The organism is Photobacterium sp. MCCC 1A19761 (genome assembly GCF_037389125.1).
Lineage (GTDB): Bacteria > Pseudomonadota > Gammaproteobacteria > Enterobacterales > Vibrionaceae > Photobacterium.
Genome location: NZ_JAZGTF010000021.1, coordinates 69,049 through 83,942 on the forward strand (window position 1 = coordinate 69,049; position 14,894 = coordinate 83,942).

Annotated in this window: 15 protein-coding genes and 1 tRNA gene; 10 read left to right on the forward strand and 6 right to left on the reverse strand. The window is 55.5% G+C overall.

Annotated elements, in window-relative coordinates; all coding sequences use genetic code 11:
* Window positions 1-10: 10 nt before the first annotated feature.
* Together VV869_RS17570 and VV869_RS17575 are read right to left on the reverse strand one after the other, a co-directional pair.
* Window positions 11-919, reverse strand: a complete 909-nt coding sequence (locus VV869_RS17570) for a general secretion pathway protein GspB (RefSeq protein WP_337736217.1) — start codon at window positions 917-919, stop codon at window positions 11-13.
* Window positions 919-2,667, reverse strand: coding sequence for an ExeA family protein (locus tag VV869_RS17575; RefSeq protein WP_337736218.1), 1,749 nt, complete (start codon window positions 2,665-2,667; stop codon window positions 919-921). The genes VV869_RS17570 and VV869_RS17575 overlap by 1 nt, the downstream gene beginning before the upstream one ends.
* A 136-nt stretch (window positions 2,668-2,803) precedes the next feature.
* Between VV869_RS17575 and VV869_RS17580 the strand changes: the two genes are divergently transcribed.
* Window positions 2,804-4,030: a multifunctional CCA addition/repair protein gene (locus tag VV869_RS17580; protein WP_337736219.1), complete on the forward strand. Its 1,227-nt coding sequence runs from the start codon at window positions 2,804-2,806 to the stop codon at window positions 4,028-4,030.
* 107 nt (window positions 4,031-4,137) lie between these two features.
* Here the strand turns inward: VV869_RS17580 and VV869_RS17585 are convergent, their stop codons facing one another.
* The 3 genes from VV869_RS17585 to folB are packed head-to-tail and all read right to left on the reverse strand — an operon-like array spanning window position 4,138 to window position 5,797.
* Window positions 4,138-4,941 (reverse strand): undecaprenyl-diphosphate phosphatase, encoded by an 804-nt coding sequence (locus tag VV869_RS17585; protein WP_337736220.1) that lies wholly within the window; start codon window positions 4,939-4,941, stop codon window positions 4,138-4,140.
* Between the two features lie 20 nt (window positions 4,942-4,961).
* Entirely contained in the window at window positions 4,962-5,447 is a 486-nt protein-coding gene (gene folK, locus VV869_RS17590) for a 2-amino-4-hydroxy-6-hydroxymethyldihydropteridine diphosphokinase (RefSeq protein WP_337736221.1), read from the reverse strand.
* Window positions 5,444-5,797: a dihydroneopterin aldolase gene (gene folB / locus VV869_RS17595; protein WP_261601018.1), complete on the reverse strand. Its 354-nt coding sequence runs from the start codon at window positions 5,795-5,797 to the stop codon at window positions 5,444-5,446. The genes folK and folB overlap by 4 nt, the downstream gene beginning before the upstream one ends.
* A 224-nt stretch (window positions 5,798-6,021) precedes the next feature.
* On the opposite strand from folB, the gene plsY reads away from it, so the two are divergent.
* On the forward strand, window positions 6,022-6,645 hold the full coding sequence (gene plsY / locus VV869_RS17600) for a glycerol-3-phosphate 1-O-acyltransferase PlsY (RefSeq protein ID WP_337736222.1): 624 nt from the start codon (window positions 6,022-6,024) through the stop codon (window positions 6,643-6,645).
* An 87-nt stretch (window positions 6,646-6,732) separates the two neighbouring features.
* Here plsY and tsaD read toward each other — a convergent pair whose 3' ends face one another.
* Window positions 6,733-7,752, reverse strand: coding sequence for a tRNA (adenosine(37)-N6)-threonylcarbamoyltransferase complex transferase subunit TsaD (gene tsaD, locus VV869_RS17605; RefSeq protein ID WP_337736223.1), 1,020 nt, complete (start codon window positions 7,750-7,752; stop codon window positions 6,733-6,735).
* A 183-nt stretch (window positions 7,753-7,935) separates the two neighbouring features.
* Between tsaD and rpsU the strand changes: the two genes are divergently transcribed.
* The 8 genes from rpsU (at window position 7,936) to VV869_RS17645 (ending at window position 14,868) form a co-directional block, all read left to right on the forward strand.
* Window positions 7,936-8,151, forward strand: coding sequence for a 30S ribosomal protein S21 (gene rpsU / locus VV869_RS17610; RefSeq protein WP_005301411.1), 216 nt, complete (start codon window positions 7,936-7,938; stop codon window positions 8,149-8,151).
* A 28-nt stretch (window positions 8,152-8,179) separates the two neighbouring features.
* Complete coding sequence (locus VV869_RS17615) at window positions 8,180-8,623, forward strand: GatB/YqeY domain-containing protein (RefSeq protein ID WP_337736224.1); 444 nt, start codon at window positions 8,180-8,182, stop codon at window positions 8,621-8,623.
* A 120-nt stretch (window positions 8,624-8,743) separates the two neighbouring features.
* Complete coding sequence (dnaG, locus tag VV869_RS17620; RefSeq protein ID WP_337736225.1) at window positions 8,744-10,498, forward strand: DNA primase; 1,755 nt, start codon at window positions 8,744-8,746, stop codon at window positions 10,496-10,498.
* Window positions 10,499-10,590: 92 nt separating this feature from the next.
* Window positions 10,591-12,435 carry an RNA polymerase sigma factor RpoD gene (gene rpoD, locus VV869_RS17625; protein WP_337736226.1) on the forward strand — a complete coding sequence of 615 codons (1,845 nt, stop codon included), beginning with the start codon at window positions 10,591-10,593 and terminating at the stop codon, window positions 12,433-12,435.
* Window positions 12,436-12,633: 198 nt separating this feature from the next.
* Window positions 12,634-12,709: transfer RNA gene (locus VV869_RS17630), tRNA-Ile, on the forward strand.
* A 205-nt stretch (window positions 12,710-12,914) separates the two neighbouring features.
* Window positions 12,915-13,169, forward strand: a complete 255-nt coding sequence (locus tag VV869_RS17635; RefSeq protein ID WP_337736227.1) for a hypothetical protein — start codon at window positions 12,915-12,917, stop codon at window positions 13,167-13,169.
* A 104-nt stretch (window positions 13,170-13,273) separates the two neighbouring features.
* Window positions 13,274-14,287 carry an HNH endonuclease domain-containing protein gene (locus VV869_RS17640; protein ID WP_337736228.1) on the forward strand — a complete coding sequence of 338 codons (1,014 nt, stop codon included), beginning with the start codon at window positions 13,274-13,276 and terminating at the stop codon, window positions 14,285-14,287.
* A complete protein-coding gene (locus tag VV869_RS17645; protein WP_337736229.1) occupies window positions 14,287-14,868 on the forward strand; it encodes a class I SAM-dependent methyltransferase in 582 nt (193 codons plus the stop codon). Before VV869_RS17640 ends, VV869_RS17645 begins: the two co-directional genes overlap by 1 nt.
* The last annotated feature ends 26 nt before the right edge of the window (window positions 14,869-14,894 follow it).

Below are 14,894 nucleotides of genomic sequence, written 5' to 3' on the forward strand. Positions count from 1 at the left end.
GCGATCGTGCCTACCACTCCGACAGGGCCGGCATCGCCACCAGGTAAGATTCAAAATCAAACACCACCTGACGCGGCTCGATCCGGCGCAGGATCACGCCCGGCGCAATCTCATCCCCTTCAAACGCTTCACGACCGTTCACCTTCACCCAGCGACTGTTCGCCGAAGAAGAATAGATATGGGTCTGAAAGTTCAGCGCCGGGATCCGGCTCTGGACCGCAGCCGGCAACTCGCCTAAGGCGATCGTCGACAGTTCCGGTTCAGCGCTCTGGGCCGGGACCGCCGGCAGTGGCTTCGGCGCTTCATCCGTCGCGGCAATGGCCGACTTCAGCTGGGCCGCCAACTGCGGCGACACCTCGGAATAATCCAGCCCTTCCAGCCCCCACGCGGCGGCTTCTGTCGCTTCGGGCTCCCCGCTCACCGGGATCACCGCAGCCGGCTCGGCAGCCAGAGCCGGCCTACCCCGCCCGGAGGCCGCCGGTTCAACGGCCAGCAACGCGCCGGCAACAGGCAGCGGCTCGGTGTGCAGTTCCGGGTACGGTAAGAACCGAACCCCGCCGACAGCGTCCGCCGATACATTCGTCGAACGCGATGCCACGACCGGCATCTCACGATGAACCTGAGCCGCCTGAACCTGAGCCGCCTGAACCTGAGCCATTTGGGGCTGAACCACCGGTCCCTGAACCATCCGGGACTGCGGCGTCACCACCGGAGCCATCTCCCCCGAGGCGTTGAGCAAGCGGCTGTACGCCAGCGTGGCAGCCACCGGCGTGAGCATCAACAACGCCGGCGCGAGCCAGGACGGCCAGCGCCGGGACGCATCCGCGGGTGAAGTCCGGCGATATCGGGCAGGCGTCGGCTGCTGCTGGTGCTGTTGTTGTTGCTCCGACTGGGCGATCGCCTTTAACAAATTAGACATTAACTTTTCTCCGGATGCAGGGTTGGCCCCGGCAGGTTTAACGCTGAGTCGATCACCATCAGGGTCTGCGGCCCGGCAATGCCGTCAGCCGCCAGATCCTGTGCCCGCTGGAACCGGCGCAGCCGCTCCAGCAAGACCTGGTCAAACCGATCGCTGCGGGTCGGACTTTCCCCCAGCAGAAGGCTCAGGTGCTGATCCAGCCAGCGAACCCGTTCACCACGCTGGCCGTAACGAATGGTCGACTCCTCGCCCAGCGGCGGCCGCCATAACAAGGTATAACCCGGCTGCCAACGCTGTTGCAGCCAGTCATAGCCCACGGCAATCCGCTCGCCGCCGAGCAGCAACTCGACATGCTCAGGCGCCAGGGTGTACACCACCGCGTAATACGGCGGCTGGCCCGGCTCCTGCAACGTCACCAGAACCGGCCGGTTGATGATCCGCAACTGCTCCAGCGCTGCCGTCTTGCCCTGATAGCAACTCAGTGCCACCCGCTGGCTGGTTTCACAGTTGGCCTGGCTCAGGCGGGTTTCATATCCCCACAGGCGATACAAGGTTTGCATCGCCTGACGCTCGGAACGGCTTTGGGTCATCACCGCATGCCAGCGTTGCGCCGGATCGGGCTGCGGCGTCGGCGGGGAAATGGCAGGTTGCTCCGGCGGCAACACCAGATTCGGGACCGAAGTCTGCACCACCAGTTCAGGCTCCGGCGCAGGATGCACCGCCACCACCGAGCTCATCGCCACCGCTTGTCCGTCGTTCGCAGCCGTGTCCGTCAGCGCCAAACGCTGTCCGAGCTGCGACAGCCAATCCGACGGCTGCACCGCCTGATAAATGATCCCGCCAGAGAGCACGCCTCCGGCCAGTAACGCCCCCCCCAGGACCAGCGCCCGACGGCGTCGCGCCGGTTCCGCACCGGCCGCTGCCCCGTTCGTCGCAGGCAACTGCCAGCTCAGCACCTCATCACAGGCCTGGCTGACTATCGCCTTGCTCGCCTTGTGACTGGCCTGCTGGCAAGCCAGCAGCATCGCTTTGTCGCAGACCAGGTTGATCAGACGCGGGATCCCGCCGGTCGCCCGGGCGATCTGCCGGGTCTGTGCCGGCTCAAAGACCTTGTGCAGACACTCCACCGCCTGCAGGCGATAGTGGATATACTCCTCCACTTCACTGTCTGTCAGCGGCAGCAGGTGATAACGGGAGGTGATCCGCTGTGCCAGCTGGCGCAGGCGCTCTTGTTGCAACAGCTGCTGCAATTCCGGCTGCCCGACCAGCACCACCTTCAACAGCTTGATGCTGTCGGTCTCCAGGTTGGTCAGCAGTCGCAACTGCTCCAGCACATCCGGCATCAGGTGCTGGGCTTCATCCACCAACAGCAGGGTCTGCTTGCCTGCGCTGTGATTGGCCAGCAGGTGGCGATAAATACAGTCGGTCAGCACCTTGTAGCTGGCGTCCTGCGGGTAGCCGACCCCCAGCTCATCACAGATGGTGGCCAGCAGCTCCTGGGCCGACAGCGCCGGGTTCAGCACCATCGCCACCTGGGTTTCCTGCGGCAGGCGGGCCACCAGCGCCCGCAACACCGTGGTTTTTCCGGTCCCGACCTCCCCGGTCAGCAGCCCGAACCCGCCCCCGCCCGACAGGCTGGCCAGCATATGGGTTAAGGCTTCCCGGTGCCGCTCACTGAGGTAGAGAAAGCGGGCACTGGGCACAATTGAGAATGGGGACTCGGTGATCCCGAAGAAATCCTTGTACATGCCGTCTACTCTTGGTCCTGTTTCGAATTAAATTACCTTTGCTGGTCAATATTGTATACCCTGAACCGGTATTGAAGCGATCGATGGCACACCTGCCGTCGTATTAAGCCTGAAAGTGGTAATAAAGGAGTTGAGTGTGCAGACCTATCTGGTGGGCGGCGCCGTACGCGATGCGCTGCTGGGACTGGCGGTAACCGACAAAGACTGGGTGGTGGTCGGGGCCACGCCGGAGCAGATGCTGGATCTCGGTTATACCCAGGTCGGCAGTGACTTTCCGGTGTTCCTGCATCCCAAAACCAAGCAAGAATTTGCCCTGGCCCGGACCGAGCGCAAATCCGGTCAGGGATATACCGGATTCATCTGCCATTTTGACCCGGAGGTCACGCTGGAGCAAGATCTTCAGCGCCGGGATCTCACCATCAATGCCATCGCCCAGACCGCCGACGGGGTGCTGGTTGATCCTTATCACGGCCAGCAGGATCTGGAGAACCGCCTGCTGCGCCACGTCTCCCCGGCCTTTGTCGAAGATCCGCTGCGGGTGCTGCGGGTCGCGCGCTTTGCCGCCCGTTTTGCCCATCTGGGATTTACCGTGGCCCCGGAAACCCTGGCCCTGATGCAGGAAATGGTGGTTACCGGCGAACTGGCCGCCCTGACCCCGGAGCGGGTATGGAAAGAGTGGGAAAAATCCCTCTCGTCGGCCAACCCGGAAGTGTTTCTCAAAGTGCTGCGCCAGTGTGGCGCACTCGGCGTGGTGATGCCGGAGATCGACGCCCTGTTCGGCGTCCCGCAGCCGGAAAAATGGCATCCGGAAATCGACACCGGCATCCATACCATGATGGTCGCAGCGCAAGCTGCCCGGCTCAGTTCGGATCTCACGATCCGCTTTGCCGCCCAGGTGCACGATCTCGGCAAGGCCCTGACGCCCGAAGCCGAATGGCCGAGCCACAAGCTGCATTGCCAGAGCGGACTAGGGGCCATCCGGCAGTTGTGCCAGCGCCTGCGAGTACCGAATGAATACCGCGATATCGCCCTGATGGTTTGTGCCCAGCACACCAAAGTCCACCATGCCGCTGAGCTGCGTCCGGCAACCTTCGTCAAGATCTTCGATGAAATTGATGCCTGGCGTAAACCAGTGCGGGTGCACCAGCTGGCGCTGTGCTGCCGGGCTGATGTGCGCGGCCGGACCGGCTTTGAAGATGACCCTTATCCGCAAGCCGATCGCCTCGAGGCCGCATTTGCCGCCGCCCAGGCGGTGGCCGTCAAGCCGATTGTCGAGGCCGGCTATCAGGGCAAGGCCATCAAGGAGCAACTGGCCCTACGTCGCTGTGAAGCCGTCAAAACTTGCCTCGAGCACCTGCGCTAGCCGCGGTTGAACGGTGAATGTCCTTCCGCACAAAAAGAAAAGCCTGACATCATGTCAGGCTTTTTTGTCTGCGATTTTCTCTGTGCGAGGGCACGATGATAAGCGTTCTACTGACTCAGCAGGAAGGCAATCAGCCCGACGCCAAGCAACAGGCGGTAAATCACAAACGGCAGCATCCCCAGCCGAGTGACCAGCTTGAGGAACACATGGATACAGGCATAGGCACTGACAAAGGACACCGCCAGACCAATCCCCAAACCACCGAACTCAATCGGTGCGCCGCTGGTGACCAGCTTCATTCCCAGGTAGCTGCCGGCCAGCACAATCACCGGGATCGACATCAGAAACGAGAATCGTGCTGCTGCTTCGCGGGTAAAACCCAGGTGCAGGGCCGCAGTCATGGTCGCACCGGAACGAGAGGTCCCCGGGATCATCGCCGCCGCCTGCGCCAAACCGATAAACAGCGAGCTTTTCCAGTTCGCCTGATATTCATCGTCCTGCTGGGTCGCCCGGCGGTCGACCCACCACAGCAACAGACCGAAAATAATGGTCGTCGCGGCAATCACCCAGGCCGAGCGCAGGTAAAGCTCAATAATATCTTTCATGAAAAAGCCGAACACACAGGCCGGGATCGTCGCCAGCACGATCATCCATGCCAGCTTGGCTTCGCCACAGCGACGGCCGTTGAAAATCGAACCGAACCAGGCGCCAAGCAGGGCCGTAACTTCCTTGCGGAAATACAGCACCACAGCCGCCAGGGTGCCGAGGTGAACCGCAACATCAAACGCCAGTCCCTGATCGGCCCAACCGAATATTTGCGACGGCAAAATCAGGTGGGCAGAGCTGGAGATCGGCAAAAATTCCGTCAGTCCCTGGATCAGGGCCAACGCAAAGGCTTCAAAATGACTCATGGCTTCTATTCTTTCTATCCTTAACTGACAGCACACTCAACCGGCCACAAGGCCTGCGAGTTCTCAAACCCATGCCAGACCTGGGCAATGGTCCGGCCATCCCCCGGGATCACCAGATCCGGAGACAGCGCCATCATGGGCAATAACACAAATGCAAATTTAAACAGATCCGAACGAGGCAACACCGGACCGGTCGGACGCACCTCGTCACCAAACAGCAGAATATCGAGATCCAGCGTACGATCCTGATGCTTCCGCGCATCCGGCGCGCGCCCGTATTTCAGCTCCAGCTGCTTCAGGGTCTGTTGCAACATCGAAAGCGACAGGGGCGTTTTAATGACAACAACACAGTTGTAAAAGTTCGGCCCGTGAAAGCCAACCGGCTCCGCTTCATACAGCGGCGACACCCGGCACTCATTGCCAAGTCGCTTCAGCTCCCGGATCGCAGCCCGGATATGGTATTCCCGCTCAATGTTCGACCCCAGGCTGATATAGGCCGTGGTCACTTGCTGCCTCGTTCAATGAGCACCCCGACCCCGCGGGCATTGGCGACCGCGCCCGGCTTAGTCACCCGAACCCGGATCCAAGGCACCGAAAATTGCGTCATGATGAGCGTCGCGACTTCCTCGGCGACCCGCTCAACCAGCAGGAACCGGCCGTTCTGGATATGCTCAGTCACCGCCGTACTGACGGCCGCATAGTCTAAGGCATAGGCCACATCATCGCTGTCGGCGGCGGGGCGGTTATCGTGCGCCATTTCCAAATCCAGCACGAGTTTCTGCTTAATGGTCTGCTCCCAGTCATACACACCGATCGTGGCGATGACTTCGAGATGTTCGATAAATACTGAATCCATGTTCAATCGCTAATTTTGTTAGAGGTCGGATACCTAATTTGAGCAAAAACGCGTATTATCAGGGCGTAATCGTCAAAATTAATGACATTCATTCCTTGCTCGGCGACAAGCCTGTGAGCCGGATGTGCAAAGCACTATACCACACACATTGTGCCAAAGCGGAATGTAAAGTCAGGGGTCGTACCGGAATACGGCCTTGTATCCACCAGCAGTTGGAATTTTGCATGACACCACTCGCGCTTCTGATCATTATCGCCGCTTATCTGCTTGGCTCCGTGTCGAGCGCCGTCCTGATTTGCCGGCTGTTCGGGCTGCCGGATCCTCGCGATTACGGTTCCGGAAATCCGGGGGCGACCAATGTCCTGCGTCTCGGCGGACGCGGTGCGGCGGCACTGGTACTGCTGTGCGATATGCTCAAAGGGATGCTGCCGGTGTGGCTGAGCTACTTCATCGGGATCAACCCCTTCCTGCTCGGGGTCATCGGGATTGCCGCCTGCCTCGGGCATATTTATCCGATCTTCTTTCATTTTCGCGGCGGGAAAGGTGTAGCGACGGCACTCGGTGCCCTGGCCCCCATCGGCTGGGATCTCAGCGGGATGCTCATCGGGACTTGGCTGCTGACGGTGCTGATCTCGGGCTATTCCTCCCTCGGGGCACTGGTCACCGCACTGGCGGCGCCCTTCTTTACCTGGCTGATCAAGCCCGAGTACACCATGCCGGTGGCAATGCTGGCCTGCCTGATCCTCTTTCGTCACCACGACAACATCCGTCGCCTGAGTGAAGGCAAAGAGCACAAGATTTGGAATAAATTCGGCCGCAACAACAAGCAACCCGGCAACCATTCTTAAGACGTTATCTTAAGACGCGATGCGGTAAACATCGCCTTGCGGTGCCGGCTGCCCGCTGCGGCGGCCGTATATAGTAAACGCTGCGGATTAGCCGTTGATCGGCTTGAGTGTATCGATCGGCCAGCGCGGATGGGCCTTCACGCCCAAATCCATGGTTTCCTGGTTTTTCAGGCGCTGCATCCCGGCATAAGCAATCATTGCCCCGTTATCGGTACAAAACTCCGTCCGCGGATAGAACACTTCGCCATTCATCTTCGCCATCATGGCTTCCAGTTGCGCGCGCAGATGCTTGTTGGCGCTGACGCCACCGGCAATGACCAGGCGCTTGAAGCCGGTTTGCTTCAGGGCGCGCTTACATTTGATCGCCAGGGTATCGACCACGGCATCCTGGAACGCGTAGGCAATATCGGCACGAGTCTGCTCGTCATCGCCATTGGCACGGATAGTATTGGCGGCAAAGGTTTTCAGGCCAGAGAAGCTGAAATCCAGCCCCGGACGGTCAGTCATCGGACGCGGGAACGTAAAGCGCCCCGGCGTGCCTTTTTCTGCCAGCCGCGACAGCAGCGGGCCACCCGGATAATCCAGCCCCATCAGCTTGGCGGTTTTATCAAACGCCTCACCTGCAGCATCATCGACCGACTCACCCAGGATCTTATATTCACCAATCCCGCGCACTTCCACCATCATGGTATGTCCGCCGGAGACCAGCAGTGCAACGAACGGAAATTCCGGCGGATTGTCTTCCAGCATCGGGGCCAGCAGATGACCTTCCATGTGGTGCACCGCCACGGCCGGTAAATCCCATGCGTATGCCAGGCTGCGACCAATCGTCGCCCCGACCAGCAGCGCGCCCACCAGGCCCGGACCGGCGGTATAGGCCACGCCATCCAGGTCTGCAGGGGTCAGTCCGGCATCGGCCAGCGCCTGCTTGATCAGCGGAATAGTCTTCTTCACATGATCCCGCGAAGCCAGCTCGGGCACCACGCCGCCATAGTCAGCATGCAGCTTAACCTGACTGTAAAGCTCATGAGCCAAAAGGCCTTTTTCATCATCGAAAATAGCAACGCCTGTTTCGTCACAGGAGGTTTCGATGCCCAGTATACGCATAACAACCTCTATACTTATGGTAATCGGGGAGCAATACTACCGTCGTTGACAGAAATTAACCAGTTCGGGGTTGCAGAATGCTTTACAAATGCCCCCGGATCAGATTAGAATTTCGCACCATTTTTAATCAGCTGACACTTTTGAACGTCAGCGTTAACCGAATCACTCTGAGGTGAGTATTACATGCCAGTAATCAAAGTACGTGAAAACGAACCGTTTGACGTAGCACTACGTCGTTTCAAGCGCTCTTGCGAAAAAGCAGGTATCCTTTCTGAAGTTCGTCGTCGTGAGCACTTCGAAAAGCCTACTACTGTACGTAAGCGCGCTAAAGCAGCGGCTGTTAAGCGTCACCTGAAGAAATTGGCTCGCGAAAACGCGCGTCGCGTTCGTCTGTACTAATCGTCCCGATTAACAGAAGGAACGTGTTATGACTCTGATTGAACGTCTGAAAGACGAACAAAAAGTGGCGATGAAGGCGAAGGACAAACCTCGTCTTGGTACCATCCGTCTTGCTCTGGCTGCCATTAAGCAACGTGAAGTTGACGAAAAGATCACTCTTTCCGATGACGACGTGCTGGCAGTACTGACCAAGATGGTCAAGCAACGCCGTGATTCTGCAGCGCAATACGCAGCTGCAGAACGTCAGGATCTTGCTGATGCCGAGCTTGCTGAAATTAAAGTACTGGAAGAGTTTATGCCACAACCGCTGAGCGAAGACGAAGTCGTTGCTCTGCTGGATGCGGCCATTGCTGAAACCGGTGCTGCCAGCATGCAGGACATGGGCAAACTGATGGCGGTGCTGAAGCCTCAGGTTCAGGGTCGTGCCGATATGGGGAAAGTTAGCCAGCTCGTGAAAGCGAAACTCGGCTAAAACTCACCCAATTCTGCAGCAAGCCGTGCTTTCCAAGTTGATTGGAGTGCGCGGCTTGTTTGTATTCAAGCGTCAGATTTTTTACACTCTTACTCCGTTTTCTCAGGTAACACACACTCTATGGCAGGAAGAATCCCTCGTTCTTTTATCGATGATCTGATCTCACGCCATGACATCGTGGACGTGGTTGATGCCCGAGTGAAGCTCAAAAAGCAAGGCAAGAACTTTGGTGCCTGCTGCCCGTTCCACAACGAGAAAACCCCCTCTTTTTCCGTCAGCCAGGAAAAACAGTTCTACCACTGCTTCGGATGCGGCGCCCACGGCAACGTGCTCGATTTTGTGATGGAATTCGACCGGCTGGAATTTGTCGACGCGATTGAAGAGCTGGCCTCACAGCTCGGCCTCGAAATCCCGCGCGAACAAGGCAGCGGCGGCGGCCAATCCGGCACCCGCAGCAAAGAAAAACTCGGCCTGTACGAAATGATGGGCCAGATTGCCCAGTTCTACCAATCTCAGCTCCGCACCCCGGACGGACAAACCGCCGTGGACTACCTCAAAGGCCGCGGCCTGTCCGGCGAAGTGGTGAAGAAATTCGGTATCGGTTTTATTCCGGACCAATGGGATCTGGTCAGAAACCGCTTCGGTCGGGATCCTGAATCGCAAATGTCCCTGGTCACTGCCGGGATGCTGATTGAAAACGACAACGGTCGCCGCTACGACCGGTTCCGGGGCCGGGTCATGTTCCCGATCCACGACCGCCGCGGGCGGGTGATCGGTTTTGGCGGCCGGGTTCTGGGCGACGGCACCCCGAAATACCTCAACTCCCCGGAAACCCCGATCTTCCACAAAGGACGGGAGCTCTACGGGCTGTATGAAGTGCTGCAAACCTACCGCGAGCCAGAGCAGCTTCTGGTGGTGGAAGGCTATATGGACGTGGTTGCCCTGGCCCAGTTCGGCGTTGATTACGCCGTGGCCTCGCTCGGCACCTCGACCACCGGCGACCATATCCAGACCCTGTTTCGCCAGACCGGCACCGTAGTATGCTGCTACGACGGCGACCGGGCCGGCCGTGATGCCGCGTGGCGGGCGATGGAGCAAGCCCTGCCGTACCTGACCGACGGCCGCCAGCTTAAATTCATGTTCCTGCCCGACGGCGAAGACCCGGATACCTACATCCGCCAGTACGGCAAAGACGGCTTCGAGGCACAGATCGAGCAAGCGATGTCGCTGTCGGAGTTTATGTTCAATTCCTTAGTGGCCCAGGTAGATATGAGCAGCCGGGAAGGCAAGGCCAAACTCAAGACCCTGGCCAAGCCGTTGCTGGAAAAAGTAGCCGGAGAGACACTTCGTGAGTACCTGCTCAACACTTTGGGCTATAATTTAGGGTTGCCACCCGATCAAATCCGGATTGAGCTCAAACGGGATGAAACCCAGCGACCTCAGCAGCAACAACAAAATATCAAACGCACCCCGATGCGGGATGTGATCGCCCTGCTGTTACAGCACCCGGGCTTTGTCGACAGCCTGGCATTTGATATGGCGGCATTTGAAGGGATAGAGATCCCTGGACTAAATTTATTGATATCAATAGTTGATAAATGCCGGGCCAACCCCAATATCACTACAGGCCAGTTACTAGAGTCCTGGCGTGGCAGAAAGAACGAGCAAATGATGGCTCGCCTGGCAGCATGGGAACTCCCGCTGGCTAAGGACGAAGACAACACTCTAGATGTATTTTTAGACGCGATGGATAAAGTTATCGATCAGTGCGTCAAACAACAAATCGAAAAGTTGCAGGCTAAATCGAACACCGTCGGCTTATCAGTCGAAGAAAAGCGGGAATTGCAGTTACTGATACTCAACCGTCCCGGCTAATTTGTAGTCAACAATTGGAAAGTTTGTTATATTAACAGGTTTGCATCTCTGCATACTAAACTCTCACTCAGACCCGAAGTTGGATATCGTCTATGGAGCAAAATCCGCAGTCTCAGCTGAAGTTACTTGTCGCGAAAGGCAAGGAGCAAGGCTATCTGACCTACGCCGAAGTAAATGACCACTTACCGGAAGATATTGTTGATTCCGATCAGGTGGAAGACATTATTCAGATGATTAATGACATGGGTATTAAGGTGGTCGAAACCGCCCCTGATGCCGATGATCTGATGATGACTGAAGATAATGCAGACGAAGATGCGATTGAAGCCGCTGCCCAGGCGCTTTCCAGTGTTGAGAGCGAAATTGGCCGTACCACGGACCCGGTTCGCATGTACATGCGTGAAATGGGGACCGTTGAGCTGCTGACGCGCGAAGGCGAAATCGACATCGCGAAACGTATTGAAGATGGTATCAACCAGGTTCAGTGCTCAGTGGCCGAGTACCCGACCGCAATCGCTCACCTGCTTGAACAGTTCGATAAAGTAGAAGCGGACGAGCTGCGCCTGACCGACATTATCTCAGGCTTCGTTGATCCGAACGAAGAAGAGACCTCAGCGCCGACCGCGACCCACATTGGCTCAGAACTCAGTGAAGCCGATCTGGAAGATGAAGACAAAGATCTCGAAGAAGACGAAGACGACACCGAAGAAAGCGAAGAAGATTCAGGTATTGATCCGGAAGTTGCGCGCGAGAAGTTCGAAGAGCTGCGTGTTACTTACGAAAAAATGGCCCTGGCGATCAACACCTACGGCCGTAACGATGCCAAAACCGTACAAGCGGTTGAAGAGCTGTCTGATGTCTTCAAGCAATTCCGTCTGATCCCAAAACAGTTCGACAAGCTGGTTGGCTCGTTGCGCGACGCCATGGATAAAGTGCGCACCAATGAGCGCCTGATCATGCGCATGTGTGTCGACAACAGCAAAATGCCGAAGAAAACCTTCGTCACCCTGTTTGCCGGCAACGAAGCCTCGAGCGAGTGGCTCGACGAAGCGCTGAACTCTGGCAAGCCTTATGCGGAACGTCTGAAAACATACGAAGAAGAGCTGCGTCGCTGCTGTACCAAACTGCGCATGCTGGAAGATGAAACCGGCCTGTCTGTTGAGCGGATCAAAGACATCAGCCGCCGCATGTCGATTGGTGAAGCCAAAGCTCGCCGTGCGAAGAAAGAGATGGTTGAGGCCAACCTGCGTCTGGTTATTTCGATTGCCAAGAAATACACCAACCGCGGCCTGCAGTTCCTGGATCTGATCCAGGAAGGGAACATCGGTCTGATGAAAGCGGTTGACAAGTTCGAATACCGTCGTGGTTACAAGTTCTCGACCTACGCCACCTGGTGGATCCGTCAGGCGATCACCCGTTCGATTGCTGACCAGGCCCGGACCATCCGGATTCCGGTTCACATGATCGAAACCATCAACAAACTGAACCGCATCTCACGTCAGATGCTGCAGGAGATGGGCCGTGAGCCGCTGCCGGAAGAGCTGGCCGAGCGCATGCAAATGCCGGAAGACAAGATCCGTAAGGTACTGAAGATCGCCAAAGAGCCAATCTCGATGGAAACCCCAATCGGTGATGATGAAGATTCACATCTGGGCGATTTCATTGAAGATACCACGCTTCAGCTGCCAATGGATGCTGCCACGGCAACCAACCTGCGCATGGCGACCAACGAAGTGCTGGCCGGCCTGACGCCGCGTGAAGCGAAAGTCCTGCGGATGCGTTTCGGGATTGACATGAACACCGACCATACGCTGGAAGAAGTGGGTAAGCAGTTTGACGTCACCCGTGAGCGGATCCGTCAGATTGAAGCCAAAGCCCTGCGTAAACTGCGCCACCCAAGCCGTTCCGACGTGCTGCGCAGCTTCCTGGACGAGTAAGCGACACCCACACAAAAAAACCACCAAAAAACGGGCCACTGGCCCGTTTTTTTATACCCGCGCATCACGAAAAAATTCAAGCACTTACATCATCCCCTTCCCCGCCAGCACCGGTCCCTAACTGCCGAAAAAGCAAGCAAAACAACCACTTTATTCGCTAGACAAGATCAGATGCATCCCATATAATTTCACCCGCTTGGCCCCTTAGCTCAGTGGTTAGAGCAGGCGACTCATAATCGCTTGGTCGACAGTTCAAGTCTGTCAGGGGCCACCAGATACAGAAAAGCCTGAGAGGTTAGTAACCACTCAGGCTTTTTGCTTTTCAAAACGCTGTGTAGCATATATGTAGCAGTTTAATAGCAACCAAACTGCCGATTTACGCCAAACTTCCCCTCTCGTCGAAACTCCCGATACATCCACTGCCAACGCATCCCAGATTGTGGTGAAGTAGAACCTTACTCAACGTAAGGGGGAATTACATGCCAAAACGTAACGATCACCTTCTCACACTGCTCATGGCCGAATCATGGTGGGTCAGCGTAATATTCGCCGCTGTTGTTTATATCGCATTTGCCTATATCGCGCCGATTTTGTTGGTAGAAATTAATGTGCTTGGTGAAGGGCTGGCTCAGACCTCAGTAACTATTGCCCCTTACTTTGGCTCAATATTCCTTATTCCCGCCGCTCTATCCTTGCTTCGCTGCTTACTCACGAAGAGATCAAACACTCGGTGACTTTACAGCTTAACTTGCATGGCCAAGAGAATGTGTTTAAATAGACGGCACTGTATACATATACACACCATAGTTATTCCAAGTAATAAGAGGCCATCGCAAGCATGGAGTTTTATCAGGTTGACCCGTCTCTCTCCAACTATTGGCGAGCCATAATCCTGTTTGGCAGAAATGTAGCTTCTTACAAATTTGCGTTGGCAAAATCACTCTACGAACTCAAAGCCAAACCAAACGATTTGGTTACACTGGAAGAACTCGCAGAGCCTTTTAGCCGTAACCTATGCGAACATTTAACCCACTCCCCAAAGCAGATAACCTCGTCATCAAGTAAGTTTCTGGATGCCTGCAACCGATTTAATGCTGGCGAAATTGAGCAAAGCTCTCTCATAGCGATAACAACAAAACTCGGTTTTGCGAACGTTATCGACGCCTTCCACAACGTAAACAATGAAGAGATAGCAGAGCGATTTTTCCTCGATGAAAGGAGAGCCAACAAGGGAATCAGGTTAACCGAAAACTTTTTTAAGCTGGCTGATACAGCCCAGTTTGAAAACTTCGAACACGAAACTGAAGCCAGATGGCGACTGGTTGAGGAAGGGTGGCGCATGGGCGTTTCTCGCAGCCTCATTACCGTTGAATATGACAACGACTTACAAACGCTTTTCTCGTCAGATAAAAAGCGCAGAGTAGACATTACAAGCTGTAGAGACAGCCTCAATGGATACCAGAAAGGGCATTGCTTCTACTGTCATGACACTATCAGCGTTAACAAAAACTCGCCCAATCTCGCCGATGTTGATCACTTCCTGCCTTGGATGCTCAGTGATTCGATATCCAACGTGAATGGTGTTTGGAATCTGGTATTAGCTTGTAAGGAATGCAACAGAGGTGAAGACGGCAAATTCGCCAAAGTACCGAATCTCGAGCTTTTAAAACGGCTACACAAGCGAAACGAATACTTTATCAACAGCCATTTACCATTGAGGGAAACCCTCATTCAGCAGACTGGAAGATCAGAAGCACAGCGTCGCGATTTCCTACAAACACAGTATGCTTTGGCCAAAACAACCGCCATTCATGAATGGACACCGAAACAACGAGGTCACATCGTCTTCTAATGACTATTGAATTTTACCAGGCAAACGCCGAGGCATTTTTTAACGACACTGTTGGTGTCGATATGCACAGCCTTTACCAGCCTTTTGTAGCGGCACTACCAGCGAAAGCTTGCATTCTGGATGCTGGCTGTGGTTCAGGCAGGGATAGCAAAGCGTTTCTTGATATGGGATTCAACGTAGAAGCATTCGACGCATCAAGCGAAATGGTTCAACGCGCATCTGCTCATACAGGTTTGAGTGTATCACTTTGCTCATTCACTGATTTCGATAAACCCACACACTTCGATGCTATTTGGGCTTGTGCCTCATTACTTCATGTTGACGAGAACGAACTTCCAGCAGCGATATCAGCGCTAATCAATTCACTAAAATATGGTGGCCTTTTCTATATGTCCTTCAAATATGGCAATAGCCAACGAGTCAAGGACGGCCGCACTTTTACCGACATGAACGAAGACCGTTTTTCTTCCCTCATCAGCCAATTTCCAGAATTAACCATTCATCAACTTTGGCTAACAGAGGACAAACGGCCAAACAGAAACGAAAGATGGTTGAATATTATCGTTATGAAAAATCACTAAAATACAGTTATTCACAGAACTCCAAG

Bases quoted from the DNA above. Each gene is read 5' to 3' on its own strand.
- VV869_RS17570 (WP_337736217.1), bottom strand. From the start codon at position 919: ATGTCTAATTTGTTAAAGGCGATCGCCCAGTCGGAGCAACAACAACAG.
- VV869_RS17575 (WP_337736218.1), bottom strand. From the start codon at position 2,667: ATGTACAAGGATTTCTTCGGGATCACCGAGTCCCCATTCTCAATTGTG.
- VV869_RS17585 (WP_337736220.1), bottom strand. From the start codon at position 4,941: ATGAGTCATTTTGAAGCCTTTGCGTTGGCCCTGATCCAGGGACTGACG.
- folB (WP_261601018.1), bottom strand. From the start codon at position 5,797: ATGGATTCAGTATTTATCGAACATCTCGAAGTCATCGCCACGATCGGT.
- plsY (WP_337736222.1), top strand. From the start codon at position 6,022: ATGACACCACTCGCGCTTCTGATCATTATCGCCGCTTATCTGCTTGGC.
- tsaD (WP_337736223.1), bottom strand. From the start codon at position 7,752: ATGCGTATACTGGGCATCGAAACCTCCTGTGACGAAACAGGCGTTGCT.
- rpsU (WP_005301411.1), top strand. From the start codon at position 7,936: ATGCCAGTAATCAAAGTACGTGAAAACGAACCGTTTGACGTAGCACTA.
- VV869_RS17615 (WP_337736224.1), top strand. From the start codon at position 8,180: ATGACTCTGATTGAACGTCTGAAAGACGAACAAAAAGTGGCGATGAAG.
- dnaG (WP_337736225.1), top strand. From the start codon at position 8,744: ATGGCAGGAAGAATCCCTCGTTCTTTTATCGATGATCTGATCTCACGC.
- rpoD (WP_337736226.1), top strand. From the start codon at position 10,591: ATGGAGCAAAATCCGCAGTCTCAGCTGAAGTTACTTGTCGCGAAAGGC.
- VV869_RS17635 (WP_337736227.1), top strand. From the start codon at position 12,915: ATGCCAAAACGTAACGATCACCTTCTCACACTGCTCATGGCCGAATCA.
- VV869_RS17640 (WP_337736228.1), top strand. From the start codon at position 13,274: ATGGAGTTTTATCAGGTTGACCCGTCTCTCTCCAACTATTGGCGAGCC.
- VV869_RS17645 (WP_337736229.1), top strand. From the start codon at position 14,287: ATGACTATTGAATTTTACCAGGCAAACGCCGAGGCATTTTTTAACGAC.